The sequence below is a fragment of the Micromonospora profundi genome (assembly GCF_011927785.1).
Taxonomy (GTDB): Bacteria; Actinomycetota; Actinomycetes; order Mycobacteriales; family Micromonosporaceae; genus Micromonospora; species Micromonospora profundi.
On the sequence record NZ_JAATJK010000001.1, the window covers coordinates 3,765,206 to 3,780,817 of the forward strand.

A 15,612-nucleotide genomic window follows, 5' to 3' on the forward strand; every position below is an offset into this window, starting at 1 on the left:
CCCGCTATTCCTCGACGACGTCGGCCACCACCACTGTGACGTTGTCCGGCGCGCCCGCGTGCAGCGCCAGGTCGATGAGCTTGCCGGCGCAGGCGTCCCGGTCCGGATAGGTGGTGAGCACCTCGGCGAGGGTGTCCGGGCGGACGACGTTGGAGAGGCCGTCGCTGCACAGCAGCCACCGGTCGCCGGCGCGGGGCACCATCGTCGCGTACGACGGGTTCACGTCCTCGCCCTGCAACGCCTGGGTGACGACCGCCCGGCGTGGGTGGCTGCTGGCCTGGTCGGCGGTGATCACACCCTGGTCGACAAGCATCTGGACGAAGGTGTCGTCGCGGGTGACCTGTTTGAGCACACCCTCGCGGAACAGGTAGGCCCGCGAGTCGCCGATGTGTGCCAGGGCCAGGCAGGTGCCGGTACGGGCGAAGAGCAGGGCGGTCAGGGTGGTGCCCATGCCCTGGCGCTCCGGGTCCTCGGCGACAGCCGCACTGATCCGGGCGGTGGCCAGCGCGATGCCGCCTTCGAGCGCGGCCACCAGGGCGTCCTCGGGTGTCTCCACGTCCAGCGGAGCGACCGCGTCGATGGTGAGCGCGCTGGCCAGGTCACCGGCGGCCATTCCGCCCATACCGTCGGCGACGGCGACGAGCCAGGTGCCGGCGTGCAGGGCGTCCTGGTTTCCGCTGCGGATCAGCCCACGGTCGCTCGTTCCCACGGAACGCAGCTTCAGGGTCATGGGTGGCAGCCTGCCAGGCGAAGGGCGCAGTTGTCTCTAGGAGATCAGGACGACGGTGCGTGGCGCGGTGAATCTCACGTTCGCGCGCCGTCGTTTCGCGCCCGCCCGGCCTCTCCTGCCGCCCTCGTCGAACGCGACAACCCATCCAGTCGGATCAATTGACAGGAGGTAGCGCCACTGGAAACATCGAGCCGATACCTGGGAGCGCTCCCAGGTTTTGCCACCACCACCTGCCTCACTTCCCGTCCCGGAAGGACTCCCCCGTGACGCCACACCGACGCCGCCTCCTACTGGCTGCGGCGACCACACTGGCCCTCACCGGCGCGGGTGCCGGCGCGGCCTACGCCGCCCCACCCCCGGATGCCCCCGAACAGATCGAGAACGGCGACTTCAGCGCCGGTGTGAGCCCCTGGTTCTCCTACGGCACCGACGCGCTCACGGTGACCGACGGCCGGCTCTGCACCACCGTCCCCGGTGGGCTTGCCAACCCGTGGGACGCCGGCATCGGCCAGGACGGCGTGCCGCTCATCGCCGGCGCCGAATACACCCTCGGCTTCGACATCTCCGCCACTCCCGGCACCGCCGTCAAGGCGGTGTTGCAACTCGGCAGCGCCCCCTACACGACCTACGCCGCAGTGGACGCCGCCGCCACCGGCACCGCCCAGCGGTTCGAGCAGACCTTCACCGTCCCGGACGACAACTCCGGTGCCCAGCTGATCTTCCAGGTCGGCGGCAGCGCCGCGGCGCAGACAGTCTGCCTCGACGACGTGTCGCTGCGCGGCGGCGAACCCCCTGAGCCGTACGTGCCGGACACCGGGCCACGGGTACGCGTCAACCAGGTCGGCTACCTGCCCGGCGGGCCGAAGAACGCCACAGTGGTCACGGAGGCCACCGAGCCGCTGCCGTGGCAGCTGCGCTCGGCCGCCGGCGCCGTCCTGGCCAGCGGCACCACCACAGCGCGGGGCGTCGACGAAGCCTCCGGGCAGAACGTGCAGACCCTCGACTTCTCCAGCTACCGCACGCCCGGCAGCGGGCTGACGCTCACCGTGGACGGTGAGACCAGCCACCCGTTCGACATCTCCGGCACCCTCTACAACCAGCTGCGCTCCGACTCGCTGCAGTTCTTCTACGCCCAGCGCAGCGGCATCGCCATCGACGGCGACCTGATCGGCGACGAGTACGCCCGCCCCGCCGGTCACCTCGACGTGGCCCCCAACCAGGGCGACACCAACGTGCCGTGCCAGCCGGGCGTCTGCGACTACTCGCTGGACGTGCGCGGCGGCTGGTACGACGCCGGCGACCACGGCAAGTACGTGGTCAACGGCGGCATCGCCACCTACCAGCTGCTGAACACCTTCGAGCGGACCAAGACGGCGGCCACCGCGGCCGGCGGCGCCGCGCTGGCAGACAGCACGCTGCGGGTGCCCGAGCGCGGCAACGCCGTGCCGGACATCCTCGACGAGGCCCGCTGGGAGCTGGAGTTCCTGCTGCGCATGCAGGTCCCCGCCGGAAAGCCGCTCGCCGGAATGGTCCACCACAAGATCCACGACCGGAACTGGACGGGCCTGCCGCTCGCCCCGGAGGACGACCCGCAGCCGCGCGAGCTGCACGCGCCGTCGACGGCTGCCACCCTCAACCTCGCCGCCACCGCCGCCCAGTGCGCGCGGCTCTACGCCCCCTACGACGCGGCGTTCGCGGCCCGCTGCGGCACTGCCGCGAAGACGGCCTACAGCGCCGCCAAGGCACACCCTGCGGTGTACGCCAGCCCGACCGACGGCACGGGCGGCGGCGCGTACGACGACAGCAACGTCACCGACGAGTTCTACTGGGCGGCGGCCGAGCTGTACCTCACCACCGGGGCGCAGACCTACCTGACCGACCTGACCGCCTCGCCGCACCACACCGGGGACGTGTTCGACAGCCGTGGCTTCGGCTGGCAGAGCGTCGCCGCGCTGGGCCGCCTCGACCTGGCCACAGTGCCCAACGGGCTGCCCACCGCCGACGTGACCCGGATCCGCGCCTCGGTCACCGCCGCCGCCGACGCGTACCTCGCCGAGCTGCGCCGGCAGGCGTACGGGCTGCCGATGCCCGGTGACGCCAACAGCTACTTCTGGGGCGGCAACAGCAACGTCATCAACAACGCCGTGGTGCTGGCCACCGCGTTCGACCTGACCCGCAACCCCGTCTACCGCGACGGTGCCGTGCAGGCCATGGACTACATCTTCGGTCGCAACGCCCTGAACATCTCCTACGTCACCGGCTGGGGCGAGCACGCCGCCCAGAACCAGCACAGCCGGATCTTCGGCCACCAGCTCGACCCCAGCATGCCCCGACCGCCCGCCGGCTCCATCGCCGGTGGCCCGAACGCGGCCCTCCAGGACCCGTTCGTGGCGAAGTTGCTCGCCGGCTGCGAGCCGATGTTCTGCTACGTCGACGACATCAACTCGTACTCCACGAACGAGGTGGCGATCAACTGGAACTCGGCGCTGGCGTGGATCTCCTCGTTCCTTGCCGACCAGGGCGACGCCGGTGCGGTGCCGGCCACCACGTGCTCGGTGAGCTACAGCAACTACGGCACCTGGCAGGGCGGCACCGGATTCACCGCGCAGTTGACCATCAAGAACACCGGCACCACGGCGGTCAACGGCTGGAGCGTGCGGTTCGCGTTCACCGGCGACCAGCGTATCCGTGAGGCGTGGCTGGCAAAGGTCACCCAGGCCGGCGCGACGGTGACCGCGAAGGACGAGTCGCACAACGCCAAGATTGCTCCCGGCGGCACTGTGACGTTCGGCTTCAACGCGACCACATCGGGCGGGGCCAACCCCAACCCGGGCCTGGTCACCGTCAACGGCGGGGCCTGCTCACTGAGCTGACCCTGACCTGATCGGTACGGCTGGTGGCCGCTCCCCGGGCGGCCACCAGCCCCGCACCGCGAGCCTCGGGCACTGCCGCTCCCCTGTGGCTCCTGCGACGCTTTCGAGCCCCGATGACGTGAGCGATTCACCAAATCCGGTGGACCTCTGCCGACGGCGTACCCGATGGTGGTGGCCATGGACGGCCACGAGCTGACCGACGCCGAACGCCGAGTGTGGGCGGCGGTGCCGGCCGGGACGCGGGCCGCGCTGACCGGCCTGTCCGGTGCGGACCTGCGTACCCTGCTGCTGGGCGTGGCCCGCGACCGCGCGGCCACCGTGCACCCGGCCGACGTGGTCCGCCGCTGGCGCGAGGACCGCTTCGTCCGCCCGGCCCGCGCCGACCCCCGCGCGCTCGCTCAGCTCGAAGCGCGGATGTGGCAACTGCTACCGGCCGACGTCTGCGGAGTGGAGCTGTCGCCGGTCGTACCGGTGGGCACCTGCACGGCGGTCGCACCTGTCAGCCAGAACAGGATCGTCACCACCATGCGCGCCAGCGAGGTCCTGAGCGATCCCACGAACGCCCTCGCGATCGAGGCGGCCCTACGTCGCCGCCGGGGCGGCGAGGTGCACCTCGCCGCCGCCCACCGGGTGCTGCGGGCACAGGACTTCGGCGGCGGCGCGTCGGCGCACTTCCGGCTCTTCGCCCTGGTCTCCAGCGCACGCGACGCCGGCTCGGGCAGCACGCAGGCACGGCTGCTGATCCGGCACCTCACCTACTGGCGGACAGTCCTCGCCGACCTGGCACCAGCGGCCGTACCCCAACTGCACATCACTGTCTTCGACGACGAGGTCATCCGGGAGCGCTTGGCCGACACCGTCCGACCGGCACTGGACGGAAACGCCGCGTCGGCGGGCGACGCGCAGGCCCTCGGCCAGCCCTTGGTGCCGCTCGTGGACGAGCCGGAGCGGCGACGCGGCCGGAGCTACTACACCGGTTGCGCCATCCGGATCACAGTGCGGGGCGGCGGGCTGGAGGTCGGCGATGGCGGCCTCACCGACTGGACCGCCCGGTTGAGCGGCGACGCCAAGGAACGCTGCCTCGTCTCCTGCCTCGCCACCGAACGCCTCGTCGACAGCGGAGCGCGCTGAGCCGACATTCCCGAGTAGCGGCCAACTGTTCGGCGCGGTCAGCCACGGACTCCCCCGTCGTCGCCGAACCGCCATATGAGTAGGAACTGCGCCACCAGGCCGGTGCCCGTCAGTCGGATCCCAACCCAGTTACCGGCGCCAGCAGCAACGGGACCGTCGATCAGTCAGGTAGTCCACCGCGCCTGAAACGCGAGATCTTGGACAATTACCGTCCGGATGGAACGGAAACTGTCCAAGATCCGCAGCGGTTCAACCCCTTCCGCCCGTGCGGCGGCCCGGGGTTGGGCGGGCAAGCCCGAACTGCACAGCAATCTCCTTGCGTGCGTCAGGGGCCTCGGCGACGCTCGGCCCATGGAATTCTTCTGCTACCACCGCGATCGCCCCGGTTCGACACCGCTGCGGAGCCGGATGGTGGAGCAGCACTGGTCCTACATGGATCGATTCGCAGCGACGATGATCGCCCGCGGTCCCACCTTCACCAGCGACGGAACTCTGACCGGCAGCGTGCACATCCTCGATCTGCCAGATCCCACCGCTGCCCGCGCCTTCGCGTTCGATGAACCCGGCTACCAGGCTGGCGCCTACCGCGACGTGCTGCTGCGGCGGTGGCACAACTCCCTGGGTCGCCGGATGTGGGACTTCAACGCCGGCCAGCCTGACTACCACCGTTTCCTCGTCCTCGGGTTCACGTTGGAGCCTGCGGCGGACGCCGCCGACCCGCCGATCCGCGATGAGCTGATCGCCAGCGGACCGCTCCTGTCCGATGACGGTTCCCTGGTGCTCGGGGCGGCAGTTCTGCTGGAGGCGCCCGACGCGGACGCCGCGCGGGAAGTACTCTCCGCTGACCGATACGCCGGAATCGAGGTACATCAGTGGCGGTTCGGTGGGCGCCCGAACTGAGACGGGACCGGGGTCGGGCGCCGCAACAGGGCTATGTCACGGCGGCTGTGCGCCAGCGATTGCGGTGCTCGACGGCGGTGTGGCCGGCTGGCTGGCCCTCGGAGGGCTCTTCGCCGTGGTGGGCCTGGTCAGCCCGGCGTTGACCCGGTGGGCATTGGCCACCCGCCCCTGGTGTAGCACCATGGCGGGCATGCCCAGTCAACAGACCATCGCCATTCGCCCCGGCGGGCCCGAGGACACCGGGGCCGTGCTGCGGCTGCTCGACGGTGCCACCGCCTGGCTGGTCGCGCGTGGCCGCACCGGTCAGTGGGGCACCGCACGCCCGTCGACCGATCCGCGCCGGATCGCCCAGGCCGACGACTGGGCCTCCGGTGGCGGCCTCTACCTGGCGATGTTCGGCGACCGCCCGGTCGGTGCGCTGGTCGTCGGCGCCGCAAGCGACTACGTACCACCGGCCACCGAGCCGGAACTCTACGTGCGGCTACTGGTCACCGACCGGGAGCACACCGGCCTGGGGATCGGGGCGCGGCTGCTGGAGCACGCCGCCGACCTGGCCCGGTCGCGTGGGCTGGGGCTGCTGCGGGTGGACTGCTACGGCGGCGACGACCGGGCGTTGGTCCGCTTCTACGAGGGCTGCGGTTTCACCGCGACCGACTCGTTCACTGTCACCCGACCGGGACTCGACCCGTGGCCCGGGCAAGTCCTCGTCCGCCGGCTCGACTGAGCGCCTCCGAGGTCAAACCGCCGCGCCTGAAGCGGGTTTCCCGCACCGAGCCGCGACCGGCGGCAGGCTTCCCAGAGGGTACGGGCCACTGGGTCGAGCCCGATCAGCCGTTGGTGCGCAGCTTCGGCAGCACCTCCGCGCCGAACGTGTCGATGAACCCGCGCTGCTCCTGCCCGACGTGGTGCAGTGCGATCTGGTCGAAGCCCAACTCCAGGTACTCCTCGAGCCACCCGACGTGCCGGCCCAGATCGGCGGAGATGTTCACCACCTCGGCGACCCGTTCGAGCGGCACGTCGGCCGAGACGACGTCGAAGTGCTCGGGTGAGTCCAGGTCCCAGCAGACCGGCGGGGCGAAGACGTTGCTACGCCACTGGTCGTACGCGATCGCCTCCGCCTGCTCCTGCTCCGGCGCCCAGGAGACGTGCACCTGGAGGTGCAGTGGCCCCCGCCCGCCGGCGCCCCGGTACGCGTCGATCATCTCGCGCAGGTGCTTGACCGGCGCGTTCACGGTGATCAGCCCGTCGGCCCACTCGGCGCACCACCGGGCGGTGGCGACGCTGACTGCCGCACCGACGAGAGCGGGCGGCTGCTCGGGGCGGGTCCACAGTCGGGCGCGGTCCACCCGGACCAGGCCGTCGTGGCTGACCTCCTCACCGGCCAGCAGCGCGCGGATCACGTCCACGCACTCACGCAACCGGGCCGTGCGGATGTCCTTGCGCGGCCACCCGTCCCCGGTGATGTGTTCGTTGCATGCCTCGCCGGTGCCCAGCGCTGCCCAGAACCGGCCCGGGTACATCGTGCCCAGGGTGCCGATCGCCTGCGCGATGATCGCCGGGTGGTAGCGCTGGCCGGGCGCGTTGACCACGCCGAAGGACAGGCCGGTGGCCTGCAGGGCGGCGCCGAGCCAGGACCAGGCGAAGCCTGACTCGCCCTGCCGGGCGCTCCACGGCGCGAAGTGGTCGGAGCACATGGCGGCGTCGAAGCCGGCCCGTTCGGCGTGGATCACCGACTCCAGCAGGGCGCGCGGACCGATCTGTTCATGCGAGGCGTGGAAAGCGAACGACGTCATGCCGGCTCTTCCTACCCAGGCTCGCACCGCCTGATGCCTGCAAGGAAGGGCCCCCTGTTAACGCCGTGGCGTTAACAGGGGGCCCTTCCTTGCAGGCGGCGAGCTACTCGGCGTGCGCGCCGGCGCCCGCGGAGGCCGCGCCCTCGCCCACCCAGACCGTCTTGGTGTTGCAGAACTCCCGCATGCCCAGAGCGGACAGCTCCCGGCCGTAGCCGGAGTTCTTCACGCCGCCGAACGGCAGCTCCGGATAGGACGTGGTCATGCCGTTGATGAAGACGTTGCCGGCGTCCAGGTCGGTGGCGAAGCGTTCCTGCTCGGCCTTGTCCCGGGTCCAGGCGTTCGAGCCGAGCCCGAAGCTGGTGCCGTTGGCGACCTCGATGGCCTCCTCGTACGAGGACACCCGGTACAGGCCGGCGGCCGGGCCGAAGACCTCCTCGGACCACATGCGCATCTGCGGGGTGAGGTCGGTGACCACCGTCGGTGGGTAGAACCATCCGTCGCCCGCCGGCAGCTCCCCGCCGCAGAGGATGGTGGCGCCGTTGTCGGCCGCGTCGCGTACCTGGGCGTGCACCTCGTCCCGACCGCGCTCGCTTGCCAGCGGACCCACGTCGGTGTCCGGGTCCATGGGGTCGCCGACGCGCAGCGCGGCCATGTTAGCGGCGAACTTCTCGGCGAACGCGTCGAAGACGTCGGTGTGCACGATGAAGCGTTTCGCGGCGATGCAGGACTGGCCGTTGTTCTGGCAGCGGGCGGTGGTGGCGACCTCGGCCGCCCGGTCGACGTCGGCCGAGGGCATCACCACGAACGGGTCGCTGCCGCCGAGTTCCAGGACTGTCTTCTTCAGCTCCCGGCCGGCGATCTGGGCGATGGAACGGCCTGCGGCCTCGCTGCCGGTGAGGGTGGCGGCGCGTACCCGGGGGTCGGCGAGGATCCGTTCGACGGCCTCCGAGCCGACCAGCAGGGTGGTGAACGCCCCCTCGGGGAACCCGGCGCGGCGGAACACGTCCTCCAGCAGCAGCGCGGTCTGCGGCACGTTGGAGGCGTGCTTGAGCAGGCCGGTGTTGCCGGCCATCAGCGCCGGGGCGGCGAAGCGCATCACCTGCCAGAGCGGGAAGTTCCACGGCATCACCGCGAGTACCACGCCGATCGGCTGGTAGCGGATGAACGCCCTGGTGGCCTTGACCGCGCTGGAGTCGGCCGGCTCGTCGGCGAGGAACGCGGGCGCCTTGTCGGCGTAGAAGCGGGCGGCCGTGGCGCACTTGGTCACCTCGGCCTGCGCCGCGACGTACGTCTTGCCCATTTCGGTGGTCATGATCCGGGCGATCTCGTCCCGCTCGGCGTCCAGCAGGTCGGCGGCCGCCCTCATCCAACGGGCACGCTTGTCGACGGTGGTTCCGCGCAGCTGCTGGTACGCGAGGTCGGTGCGTTCGATGGCCTCGTCGATCTGCTCGGTGGACATCGCCTCGTAGGTCTTGAGCACCTGTCCGGTGGTGGGGTTGGTGGTGGCGATGTGGGGCATGTCGTCCTCCTGTCACTCGAACAGCGAGTGTCGTACGCCCGGCTCCTCGCGGCGGCGGGCGGCGCGACGGCGCTGGATCACGACCAGGTCGACCACTGCGACAACCGCGAAGATCGCGCAGACGACGCCGAGCCAGGCGATCCCGGCCCAGAACGCCAGGACCGCGAAGAGCACCATGATCACCAGCCCGAAGCTGGCCAGGGTGAGGCGAAGGTTCAACGCGCTGTAAGCATGGCCGACCGTGCCACGGGCACGCCGGGGCTGCGATCTCGTCATACCTCACGATCTACCCTCGATCCGGAGCGTTAACCGGGCGCCGGACGCCGCGCTGGCCGGCTGGCGCCGCCATAGCATCCCAGCAGCCTCGCCGCCGCCACTTCGCCACATATCCGACAGCATGTTCCCTCCGCACCACGCCCTGCGCATAGAGTTACCGCGCTGTCGCTCTGTGCTGCGAGACGGGGGTTGTCATGCCTCGACGCTGGGTCGCCGCCCTGGCCTGCCTCGCGGCTCTCGTCGCGCTGGCCTGTGAAGGCGGCACGTCGGCGACACCCCGTCCCACGAAGAGCGCGCCGCAGTCCGGCGGGCCGGGCGGCATCGCCGCACTCGGCGACTCGATAACCGCCGGTTTCGCCTCCTGCCTGGTGCTCACCTCCTGCGAGCGCAACTCCTGGTCGACAGGCGACGGGCTGCGGGTGCAGAGCCACTACCGGCGGCTGCTCGACCAGAACCCCAAGATCCGCGGGCGGGCGTACAACCATGCCCGGCCGGGTGCCCGCGCCGACGCCCTCGAAGGCCAAGCCCAAGCGGCGGTACGCGACCGCGTCGACTACGTCACGGTGCTGATCGGCGCCAACGACATCTGCCGGGGCGGGGTCGACGCGATGACCCCGGTTGCGCAGTTCCGGGCCGACGTCGATCGGGGTCTGCGGGCGCTGCGGACCGGCCGGCCGAAGGCGCGGGTGCTCGTGGTGAGCATTCCCGACCTGTACCGGCTCTGGGAGGTCGGGCACGACGACCCGCGGGCGACACGCGCGTGGCGGCGGGGCATCTGCCCGGCCCTGCTGGCCGACGCCACGTCGACGGCACCCGCCGACCGTGCCCGCCGGGCGGCAGTACGGGAGCGGATCGAGGCGTACAACGCGCAGTTGGTGGCGGCCTGCCGGGCGTACGGCTCCCGGTGCCGGCACGACGGCGGCGCGGTGCACAAGGTGCGGTTCACCCTGGACCTGCTCAACCCGCTGGACTGGTTCCACCCGAATGCCACAGGGCAGGGCCGGCTCGCCGAGGTGACCTGGCGGGCCTCCGGCCTGGCCGGCTGAGCCACCCCGGTAGCGGCTCACCGGCAGCGGCACACCGGCGAGCGGGCCAGCAGCCAGCGGCTCACCGGCGGCGCGGCTCCGGAACGGCGACGCCGCGCTGACCGTAGAGCGCGCGGGATCGCTGCGCGAGGTCCTTGGTGGCGGACGAGTTGGCCCAGGTGCCGAGGACTATCGCCGCACCCGGCACGATCTTGGCGACCATGCGCTTGGCCGCCCGGACGCCGGCCATCTGCGCCAGCCGGACGCCGAGTTGCAGCATGACCCGGCCGAGCGGACGCTGGCCGCCGGGCCCGAACAGCGCGTCGGCGCGCTCCCGGCCTGCGGCCACCCCGAGCGCCAGCCGGGCGCTCTCGGCGACCTTGTGCACCCGTTGCAGCACGAGCAGGTCGGTGGCCCGGTCGTTGTGCAGGGGATCCACCTCGTACGCGGCGGCGATGTGCAGCACCATCCGCGCCTGGGTCCAGGCCAGCACGCCCACGTCGAGCACGGCGCCGGGCAGCCCGGCCGCACCGGAAACCGCACCGGAGAGGCGGGCCAGGTTGACGAACTTGCGGGCAGCCTGGTCGGCGAGGGCATCGGCCGAGACGCCGGGGTGCTCGGCACGGGCCCGGGCGGCCCACTGCGCGGCCTCCGGCCCGAGTCGGCGCACCGCCTCCAGGGCGAGGTGCTCCGGGGCGTACTGCGGATCGTCGCGCATCCGGTCCCACAGCCGCGCCGGCGGACCTTCCGGCGCGGCTGGCGGCGCCTCCGGCGTGTCGGCGGACGGCTCAGAGGTGGGCACGGCGGGCTGACCGCCGACGGGTGGGGTGTCGGTCACCGGGTCTCCCCAGGGGTCACGGCGGGCAGGACGACCGCTGCGGTCAGCGGCGGCGGTTGGACAGCCGCGCCGCCAACCCCTTGAGCTTCTGCTGGGTGCCGGGCTTGGCCATCTCGCGCCGACCCCTGTCGACCAGCTGCTGCCCCTTGGGTGATCGCAAGAAGGTGCTGATCCGCTGCATCAGTGACATGACGTCCTCCTGTCGGTGGTGCCTGGGTCATGTGTACTCCGTGCCCGCAACGGTTGTACCCGGGACGCGACAGGTTCAACCCCACCATCCACAGTGGTCGGTAGGCTACTACCTGGCCGGAACGATGGCGTCGACGACCCGGGTGGCCCGCCATTCGTGCTGCTGGTAGTGCTCGGGATAGGCGGAGATCTGCACCGCCTGGGCGGCGTCGGTGAGCCGCATCTGCTGCCAACCGGGCACCTGTTGCAACGCGGCGAGGAACTGGCGGGTGGCGAACGCGGGGTCCATCAACCGGCCGACCGGGCCCCACCCGCTGCTGGAGCGCTGCTGGAACAGCCCCACCGAGTCGTGGTCCCAGCCGACACCCTGGTGCGGGTAGTTCCGCGACTCGGGCAGGACCCCGCTGGCGACGTTGTAGAGGTTGCTCTCCTGCATAGCGGTGGCCACCGCGATCACCAGGCCACGCCGCGGAATGCCCATGTCGCGACCGGTCCGCACGATCACCTTGGCGTTGTCCATCTGCTCCTTGTCCAGCCCGGCGACCGGCGCCGGGTCGGTCGGCTTCGCCGTGACGACCTTGCGCGCCCGCGCGGTGGTGTCCGGGTCGGCGGTGGTCGCGGACGGCGACGGGGTCGCGCTGGAGGTCGCGGCGGGGGCCGTCGGCGCGGCCGAACGGTCGAGACCACGGGAGGCGCTCTGCTGCTCGGCGCGCTGCGCCAGCTCCGAGCTGGCCACGTCGCGGGTCGCCACGCCGGCGTCCCCGTCGCGGACCTGGGCCACGGCGGCCAGGCCGAGGCAGCAGACCACGCCGGTGGCGAGCGCCACCTGTGCCCGGCGACGGCCGGTCAGGTCGCGGGCGTACGCGCGGAGCCGACTCGCGGGGGTTGTCCGTTCGGCTGAGGTGCCATCCTCCATTTCGGCAGTGGGGCTGCTCGGGGCGTTCGGGTCGTCGAGGGTGCCGTCGTCACGCATCAGCCGAGGCTAGGCAGACGACCTCCCCGATCACGCAGGGTGATCACGTGGTCCTCGCCACAGATTCGGGGTGCCCTGGTGGACGAGTGGGGCGGCCGGACGCGCCCGGGGAACGGACCTCGCGTACCGGATGAAGCAGGTGTCGCACGCAGGCCGGCACAGGCGGTGACAGGCGCGGACATCGGGCCAGCCGCACCCGCATGATCGACAAACTCGGCCTTTGAGCCGAACCATCCATCGTCCGAAAGGCGTATTGGGATGGTTGGTCCGATCGTGCCCACCGGCAGGCAACGGATCGCCCGGCGAAGGAATGCACAAGGATGGCGGGTACGTTGCCCGAACCGGGTGCCGTCCGTCGCGTCGGCATTCCGTAGGCACATTTCAGGGAGGTCCGCACCGGTGCTCGACCCACATGAGCTCTACCAGCTCACCGACGATCTGCCCGACCTCGGGCAACCGGTCCTGATCCAGGCCCTCACCGGCTTCGTGGACGCCGGCAACGCCAGCCGGCTGGCCCGCGAGCAACTGCTCACCTCGCTGGAGAGCAGGCCGATCGCCACCTTCGATGTCGACCAGCTCTTCGACTACCGCTCCCGCCGGCCGGTGATGACCTTCGTCGAGGACCACTGGGAGAGCTTCGACGCGCCCGCGTTGGAGCTGCACCTGCTGCACGACGACGACGAGACGCCCTTCCTGCTGCTCACCGGCCCCGAACCGGACCTTCAGTGGGAACGGTTCACCGCCGCGGTCGCCGGGCTCGCCGCCCGGCTGGACGTACGGCTCACCGTCGGGCTCAACTCGATCCCGATGGCGGTGCCGCACACCCGGCCGACCGGTGTGACCGCGCACGCCACCCGACCGGAGCTGATCGCCGGGTACGAGCCCTGGCTGCAACGGGTCCAGGTGCCCGGCAGCGTCGGTCATCTGCTGGAGTTCCGCCTCGGCGAGCAGGGCCGCGACGCGCTCGGCTTCGCCGCGCACGTGCCGCACTACGTGGCCCAGACGGAGTACCCGGCCGCCGCCGAGGTGCTGCTCACCTCGGTCTCACGCAGCACCGGGCTGCTCCTGCCCGGCGATGGGCTGCGGTCCGCCGCGGAGGTGGTCCGGGTGGAGATCGACAGGCAGGTCGCCCAGACCGAGGACGCCGCCGCCCTGGTCCAGGCCCTTGAGGAGCAGTACGACGCGTTTGCCCGCGGGCGCGGCGAGAAGAACCTGCTCGCCCCGGACGCCGGCCCGCTGCCCACCGCCGACGAACTCGGCGCGGAGCTGGAACGGTTCCTGGCCGAGCAGACACGCCCCGGCGACACCCCGGGCGGCTGACCCGGCGACGCGGGGGTGCATGGGGCAGGCTGGGGACATGCGTCTGGCGACCTGGAACGTGAACTCGGTGAAGGCCCGCCTGCCCCGGCTGTTGGAGTGGCTGGCCGGCACCGCCCCCGACGTCGTCTGCCTGCAGGAGACCAAGTGCCCCGACGACGCCTTCCCGGTGGCCGAGGTCGGCGACCTGGGCTACACCGTGGCCAACCACAGCAACGGCCGGTGGAACGGGGTGGCGATCCTGTCCCGGATCGGCCTGGCCGACGTCCGGGTCGGGTTCGCGGGCGAGCCGGGCTTCCCCGAACCGGAGGCCCGGGCCGTCTCCGCCACCTGCGACGGGGTGCGGGTCTGGTCGGTGTACGTCCCGAACGGCCGGACGCCTGACGACCCGCACTACGCGTACAAGCTGGCCTGGTTCGCGGCGCTGCGCGACGCGCTGGACGCGGAGCTGACCGACGGCCTCCCGCTCGCCGTCTGCGGGGACTTCAACGTCGCCCCGACCGACGCCGACGTCTGGGACCCGGCGGTCTTCACCCACTCCACGCACGTCACCCCGCCCGAGCGGGCGGCTCTCGCGGCCCTGCGTGACCTGGGGCTCAGCGACGTGGTGCCGACCCCGATGAAGGGGCCACACCCGTTCACCTACTGGGACTACCGGGCCGGGATGTTCCACCAGAACAAGGGCATGCGGATCGACCTTGTGTACGCGTCCGCGCCGTTCGCCCGCGCGGTCCGCTCGGCGTACGTCGACCGGGAGGCCCGCAAGGGCAAGGGCCCCTCCGACCATGCCCCGATCGTCGTGGACGCCGACCTCGTTCCGGCGGTCGAGACGTTCTGAGCCCCGCTCCCCTGCTGGTGGCTAGGGTGGGCAGATGGCAGTCGTGAAGATCAACGCAATCGACGTTCCGCCTGGCGCTGGCGAGGAGCTGGAGAAGCGGTTCGCCGCCCGCGCAGGCACCGTGGAGAACTCCCCCGGCTTCCTCGGCTTCGAACTGCTCCGGCCGGTGGCAGGCGAGACCCGCTATTTCGTGTACACCAAATGGGAGAGCGAAGAGGCGTACCAGGCGTGGGCCGCCGGGCCGTCCCGTGCCGCGCACGCCACCACCCCCGGCGAGAAGCCCCGCCCGCCGGTCGCCAGTGGCGCGAGCCTCCTGGAGTTCGAGGTGGCGCTGCACGTCCCCCAGCCCTGACCCCGGGCGCGGGTGCACGGAGATCGGGGTGTCCGGTGCTATGGGATACCGCGGTTTCCGTGAACCCCGCCCGCGGACTAGTCAGGGCTTGCGGGACGACTGCATGCTGGCGAACGCGATCACGTTGTCGGCGTAGCCGGTCCGGCCCCCGATGAACTGGCCACCACAGGTGATCAATCGCAGCCCGGCCGGGCCGTCGTGCCCGTAGATGCGTTCGGCGGGCAGCCTGTCCTTCGGGAAGTGCTCGACGGTGTCGACTTTGAAGACCACCACCGACCGGTCCGCGCGGGCGACCTCGATCAGATCCCCGGGCTTGAGTTTGCCCAGGTCGTAGAAGACCGACGGACCGCTCTTGGTGTCCACGTGCCCGACGATCACGGCCGGGCCGGGCTCGCCCGGGGTCGGGCCGCGGTCGTACCAGCCGGTCTCGTTGTGCCGCTCCAACGGCGGTACGGCGATCGAGCCGTCGCGTGCCTGCCCGACGGGTGCCACCGGCGCGGCCACCTTGATCGCCGGCACCGTGAGGCGTACCGGGCGGCTGGCCGACAGCCCGACCGTCTCGCTGCGGGTCGGGCGGTCGCCGCCGGCCGGAGCCCAGTCGAGGGGGCCGACCGACCGGCCCAACCCTGCACCGGTCGCGAACACGCCGGCCAGCACCAGCACCACGGCCAGGGGCACCGACCAGGGGCTGCGCCCGGACGGACGGCTGCGCCGGGGCGCGACGACCGTCGCCGGGCGCGCGGCCACGGACGGCCGGCCCGGGGAAGCCGACGAGCCGGCAGAGGACCGCTCGGCGGACGACCGCCCGGCAGACGGTCGCGTACCGGCGGACGACCGCTCGGCAGACGGTCCCGAGCC

Annotated in this window: 16 protein-coding genes; 8 read left to right on the plus strand and 8 right to left on the minus strand. The window is 71.7% G+C overall.

Annotation, left to right across the window (positions count from 1 at the left end; all coding sequences use genetic code 11):
- Nucleotides 1-4: 4 nt before the first annotated feature.
- A complete protein-coding gene (locus F4558_RS16495; protein WP_053653417.1) occupies nucleotides 5-730 on the minus strand; it encodes a PP2C family protein-serine/threonine phosphatase in 726 nt (241 codons plus the stop codon).
- 263 nt (nucleotides 731-993) lie between these two features.
- Here F4558_RS16495 and F4558_RS16500 point away from each other — a divergent pair, with 263 nt between their 5' ends.
- From F4558_RS16500 to F4558_RS16520, 4 genes are all read left to right on the plus strand, one after another.
- Nucleotides 994-3,603: a glycoside hydrolase family 9 protein gene (locus tag F4558_RS16500; RefSeq protein WP_167945031.1), complete on the plus strand. Its 2,610-nt coding sequence runs from the start codon at nucleotides 994-996 to the stop codon at nucleotides 3,601-3,603.
- 177 nt (nucleotides 3,604-3,780) lie between these two features.
- The gene (locus tag F4558_RS16505; RefSeq protein WP_167945033.1) at nucleotides 3,781-4,734 is read left to right on the plus strand and encodes a hypothetical protein; all 954 of its coding nucleotides are present in this window, start codon (nucleotides 3,781-3,783) and stop codon (nucleotides 4,732-4,734) included.
- Between the two features lie 351 nt (nucleotides 4,735-5,085).
- Nucleotides 5,086-5,634 carry a YciI family protein gene (locus F4558_RS16510; protein ID WP_053653415.1) on the plus strand — a complete coding sequence of 183 codons (549 nt, stop codon included), beginning with the start codon at nucleotides 5,086-5,088 and terminating at the stop codon, nucleotides 5,632-5,634.
- Between the two features lie 64 nt (nucleotides 5,635-5,698).
- Nucleotides 5,699-6,358: a GNAT family N-acetyltransferase gene (locus F4558_RS16520; RefSeq protein WP_231639971.1), complete on the plus strand. Its 660-nt coding sequence runs from the start codon at nucleotides 5,699-5,701 to the stop codon at nucleotides 6,356-6,358.
- A gap of 103 nt (nucleotides 6,359-6,461) precedes the next feature.
- Here the strand turns inward: F4558_RS16520 and F4558_RS16525 are convergent, their stop codons facing one another.
- The 3 genes from F4558_RS16525 to F4558_RS16535 all read right to left on the minus strand — a co-directional run bounded on the left by F4558_RS16525 (nucleotide 6,462) and on the right by F4558_RS16535 (nucleotide 9,222).
- On the minus strand, nucleotides 6,462-7,427 hold the full coding sequence (locus tag F4558_RS16525) for a TIGR03885 family FMN-dependent LLM class oxidoreductase (RefSeq protein ID WP_167945035.1): 966 nt from the start codon (nucleotides 7,425-7,427) through the stop codon (nucleotides 6,462-6,464).
- A gap of 103 nt (nucleotides 7,428-7,530) precedes the next feature.
- A complete protein-coding gene (locus F4558_RS16530) occupies nucleotides 7,531-8,946 on the minus strand; it encodes an NADP-dependent succinic semialdehyde dehydrogenase (protein ID WP_167945037.1) in 1,416 nt (471 codons plus the stop codon).
- Between the two features lie 12 nt (nucleotides 8,947-8,958).
- On the minus strand, nucleotides 8,959-9,222 hold the full coding sequence (locus F4558_RS16535) for a DUF6343 family protein (RefSeq protein WP_053653412.1): 264 nt from the start codon (nucleotides 9,220-9,222) through the stop codon (nucleotides 8,959-8,961).
- A 194-nt stretch (nucleotides 9,223-9,416) separates the two neighbouring features.
- On the opposite strand from F4558_RS16535, the gene F4558_RS16540 reads away from it, so the two are divergent.
- The gene (locus tag F4558_RS16540) at nucleotides 9,417-10,268 is read left to right on the plus strand and encodes a GDSL-type esterase/lipase family protein (RefSeq protein WP_053653411.1); all 852 of its coding nucleotides are present in this window, start codon (nucleotides 9,417-9,419) and stop codon (nucleotides 10,266-10,268) included.
- Between the two features lie 61 nt (nucleotides 10,269-10,329).
- On the opposite strand, the gene F4558_RS16545 is transcribed toward F4558_RS16540, so the two are convergent.
- From F4558_RS16545 to F4558_RS16555, 3 genes are all read right to left on the minus strand, one after another.
- Nucleotides 10,330-11,085, minus strand: coding sequence for an EcsC family protein (locus F4558_RS16545; RefSeq protein WP_053653410.1), 756 nt, complete (start codon nucleotides 11,083-11,085; stop codon nucleotides 10,330-10,332).
- 43 nt (nucleotides 11,086-11,128) lie between these two features.
- On the minus strand, nucleotides 11,129-11,275 hold the full coding sequence (locus F4558_RS16550) for a hypothetical protein (protein WP_167945039.1): 147 nt from the start codon (nucleotides 11,273-11,275) through the stop codon (nucleotides 11,129-11,131).
- Between the two features lie 108 nt (nucleotides 11,276-11,383).
- Nucleotides 11,384-12,247, minus strand: a complete 864-nt coding sequence (locus F4558_RS16555; RefSeq protein ID WP_082377334.1) for a peptidase M23 — start codon at nucleotides 12,245-12,247, stop codon at nucleotides 11,384-11,386.
- A 399-nt stretch (nucleotides 12,248-12,646) separates the two neighbouring features.
- Here F4558_RS16555 and F4558_RS16560 point away from each other — a divergent pair, with 399 nt between their 5' ends.
- Genes F4558_RS16560 through F4558_RS16570 form a run of 3 tightly spaced genes read left to right on the plus strand, consistent with a single transcriptional unit; the run spans nucleotide 12,647 to nucleotide 14,754 of the window.
- Nucleotides 12,647-13,567 (plus strand): proteasome assembly chaperone family protein, encoded by a 921-nt coding sequence (locus F4558_RS16560; RefSeq protein ID WP_053653409.1) that lies wholly within the window; start codon nucleotides 12,647-12,649, stop codon nucleotides 13,565-13,567.
- A 37-nt stretch (nucleotides 13,568-13,604) separates the two neighbouring features.
- A complete protein-coding gene (locus tag F4558_RS16565) occupies nucleotides 13,605-14,402 on the plus strand; it encodes an exodeoxyribonuclease III (protein ID WP_053653408.1) in 798 nt (265 codons plus the stop codon).
- A gap of 34 nt (nucleotides 14,403-14,436) precedes the next feature.
- Nucleotides 14,437-14,754 (plus strand): antibiotic biosynthesis monooxygenase family protein, encoded by a 318-nt coding sequence (locus F4558_RS16570; RefSeq protein WP_053653407.1) that lies wholly within the window; start codon nucleotides 14,437-14,439, stop codon nucleotides 14,752-14,754.
- An 81-nt stretch (nucleotides 14,755-14,835) separates the two neighbouring features.
- On the opposite strand, the gene F4558_RS16575 is transcribed toward F4558_RS16570, so the two are convergent.
- A complete protein-coding gene (locus tag F4558_RS16575; protein WP_053653406.1) occupies nucleotides 14,836-15,501 on the minus strand; it encodes a class F sortase in 666 nt (221 codons plus the stop codon).
- Between the last annotated feature and the right edge of the window lie 111 nt (nucleotides 15,502-15,612).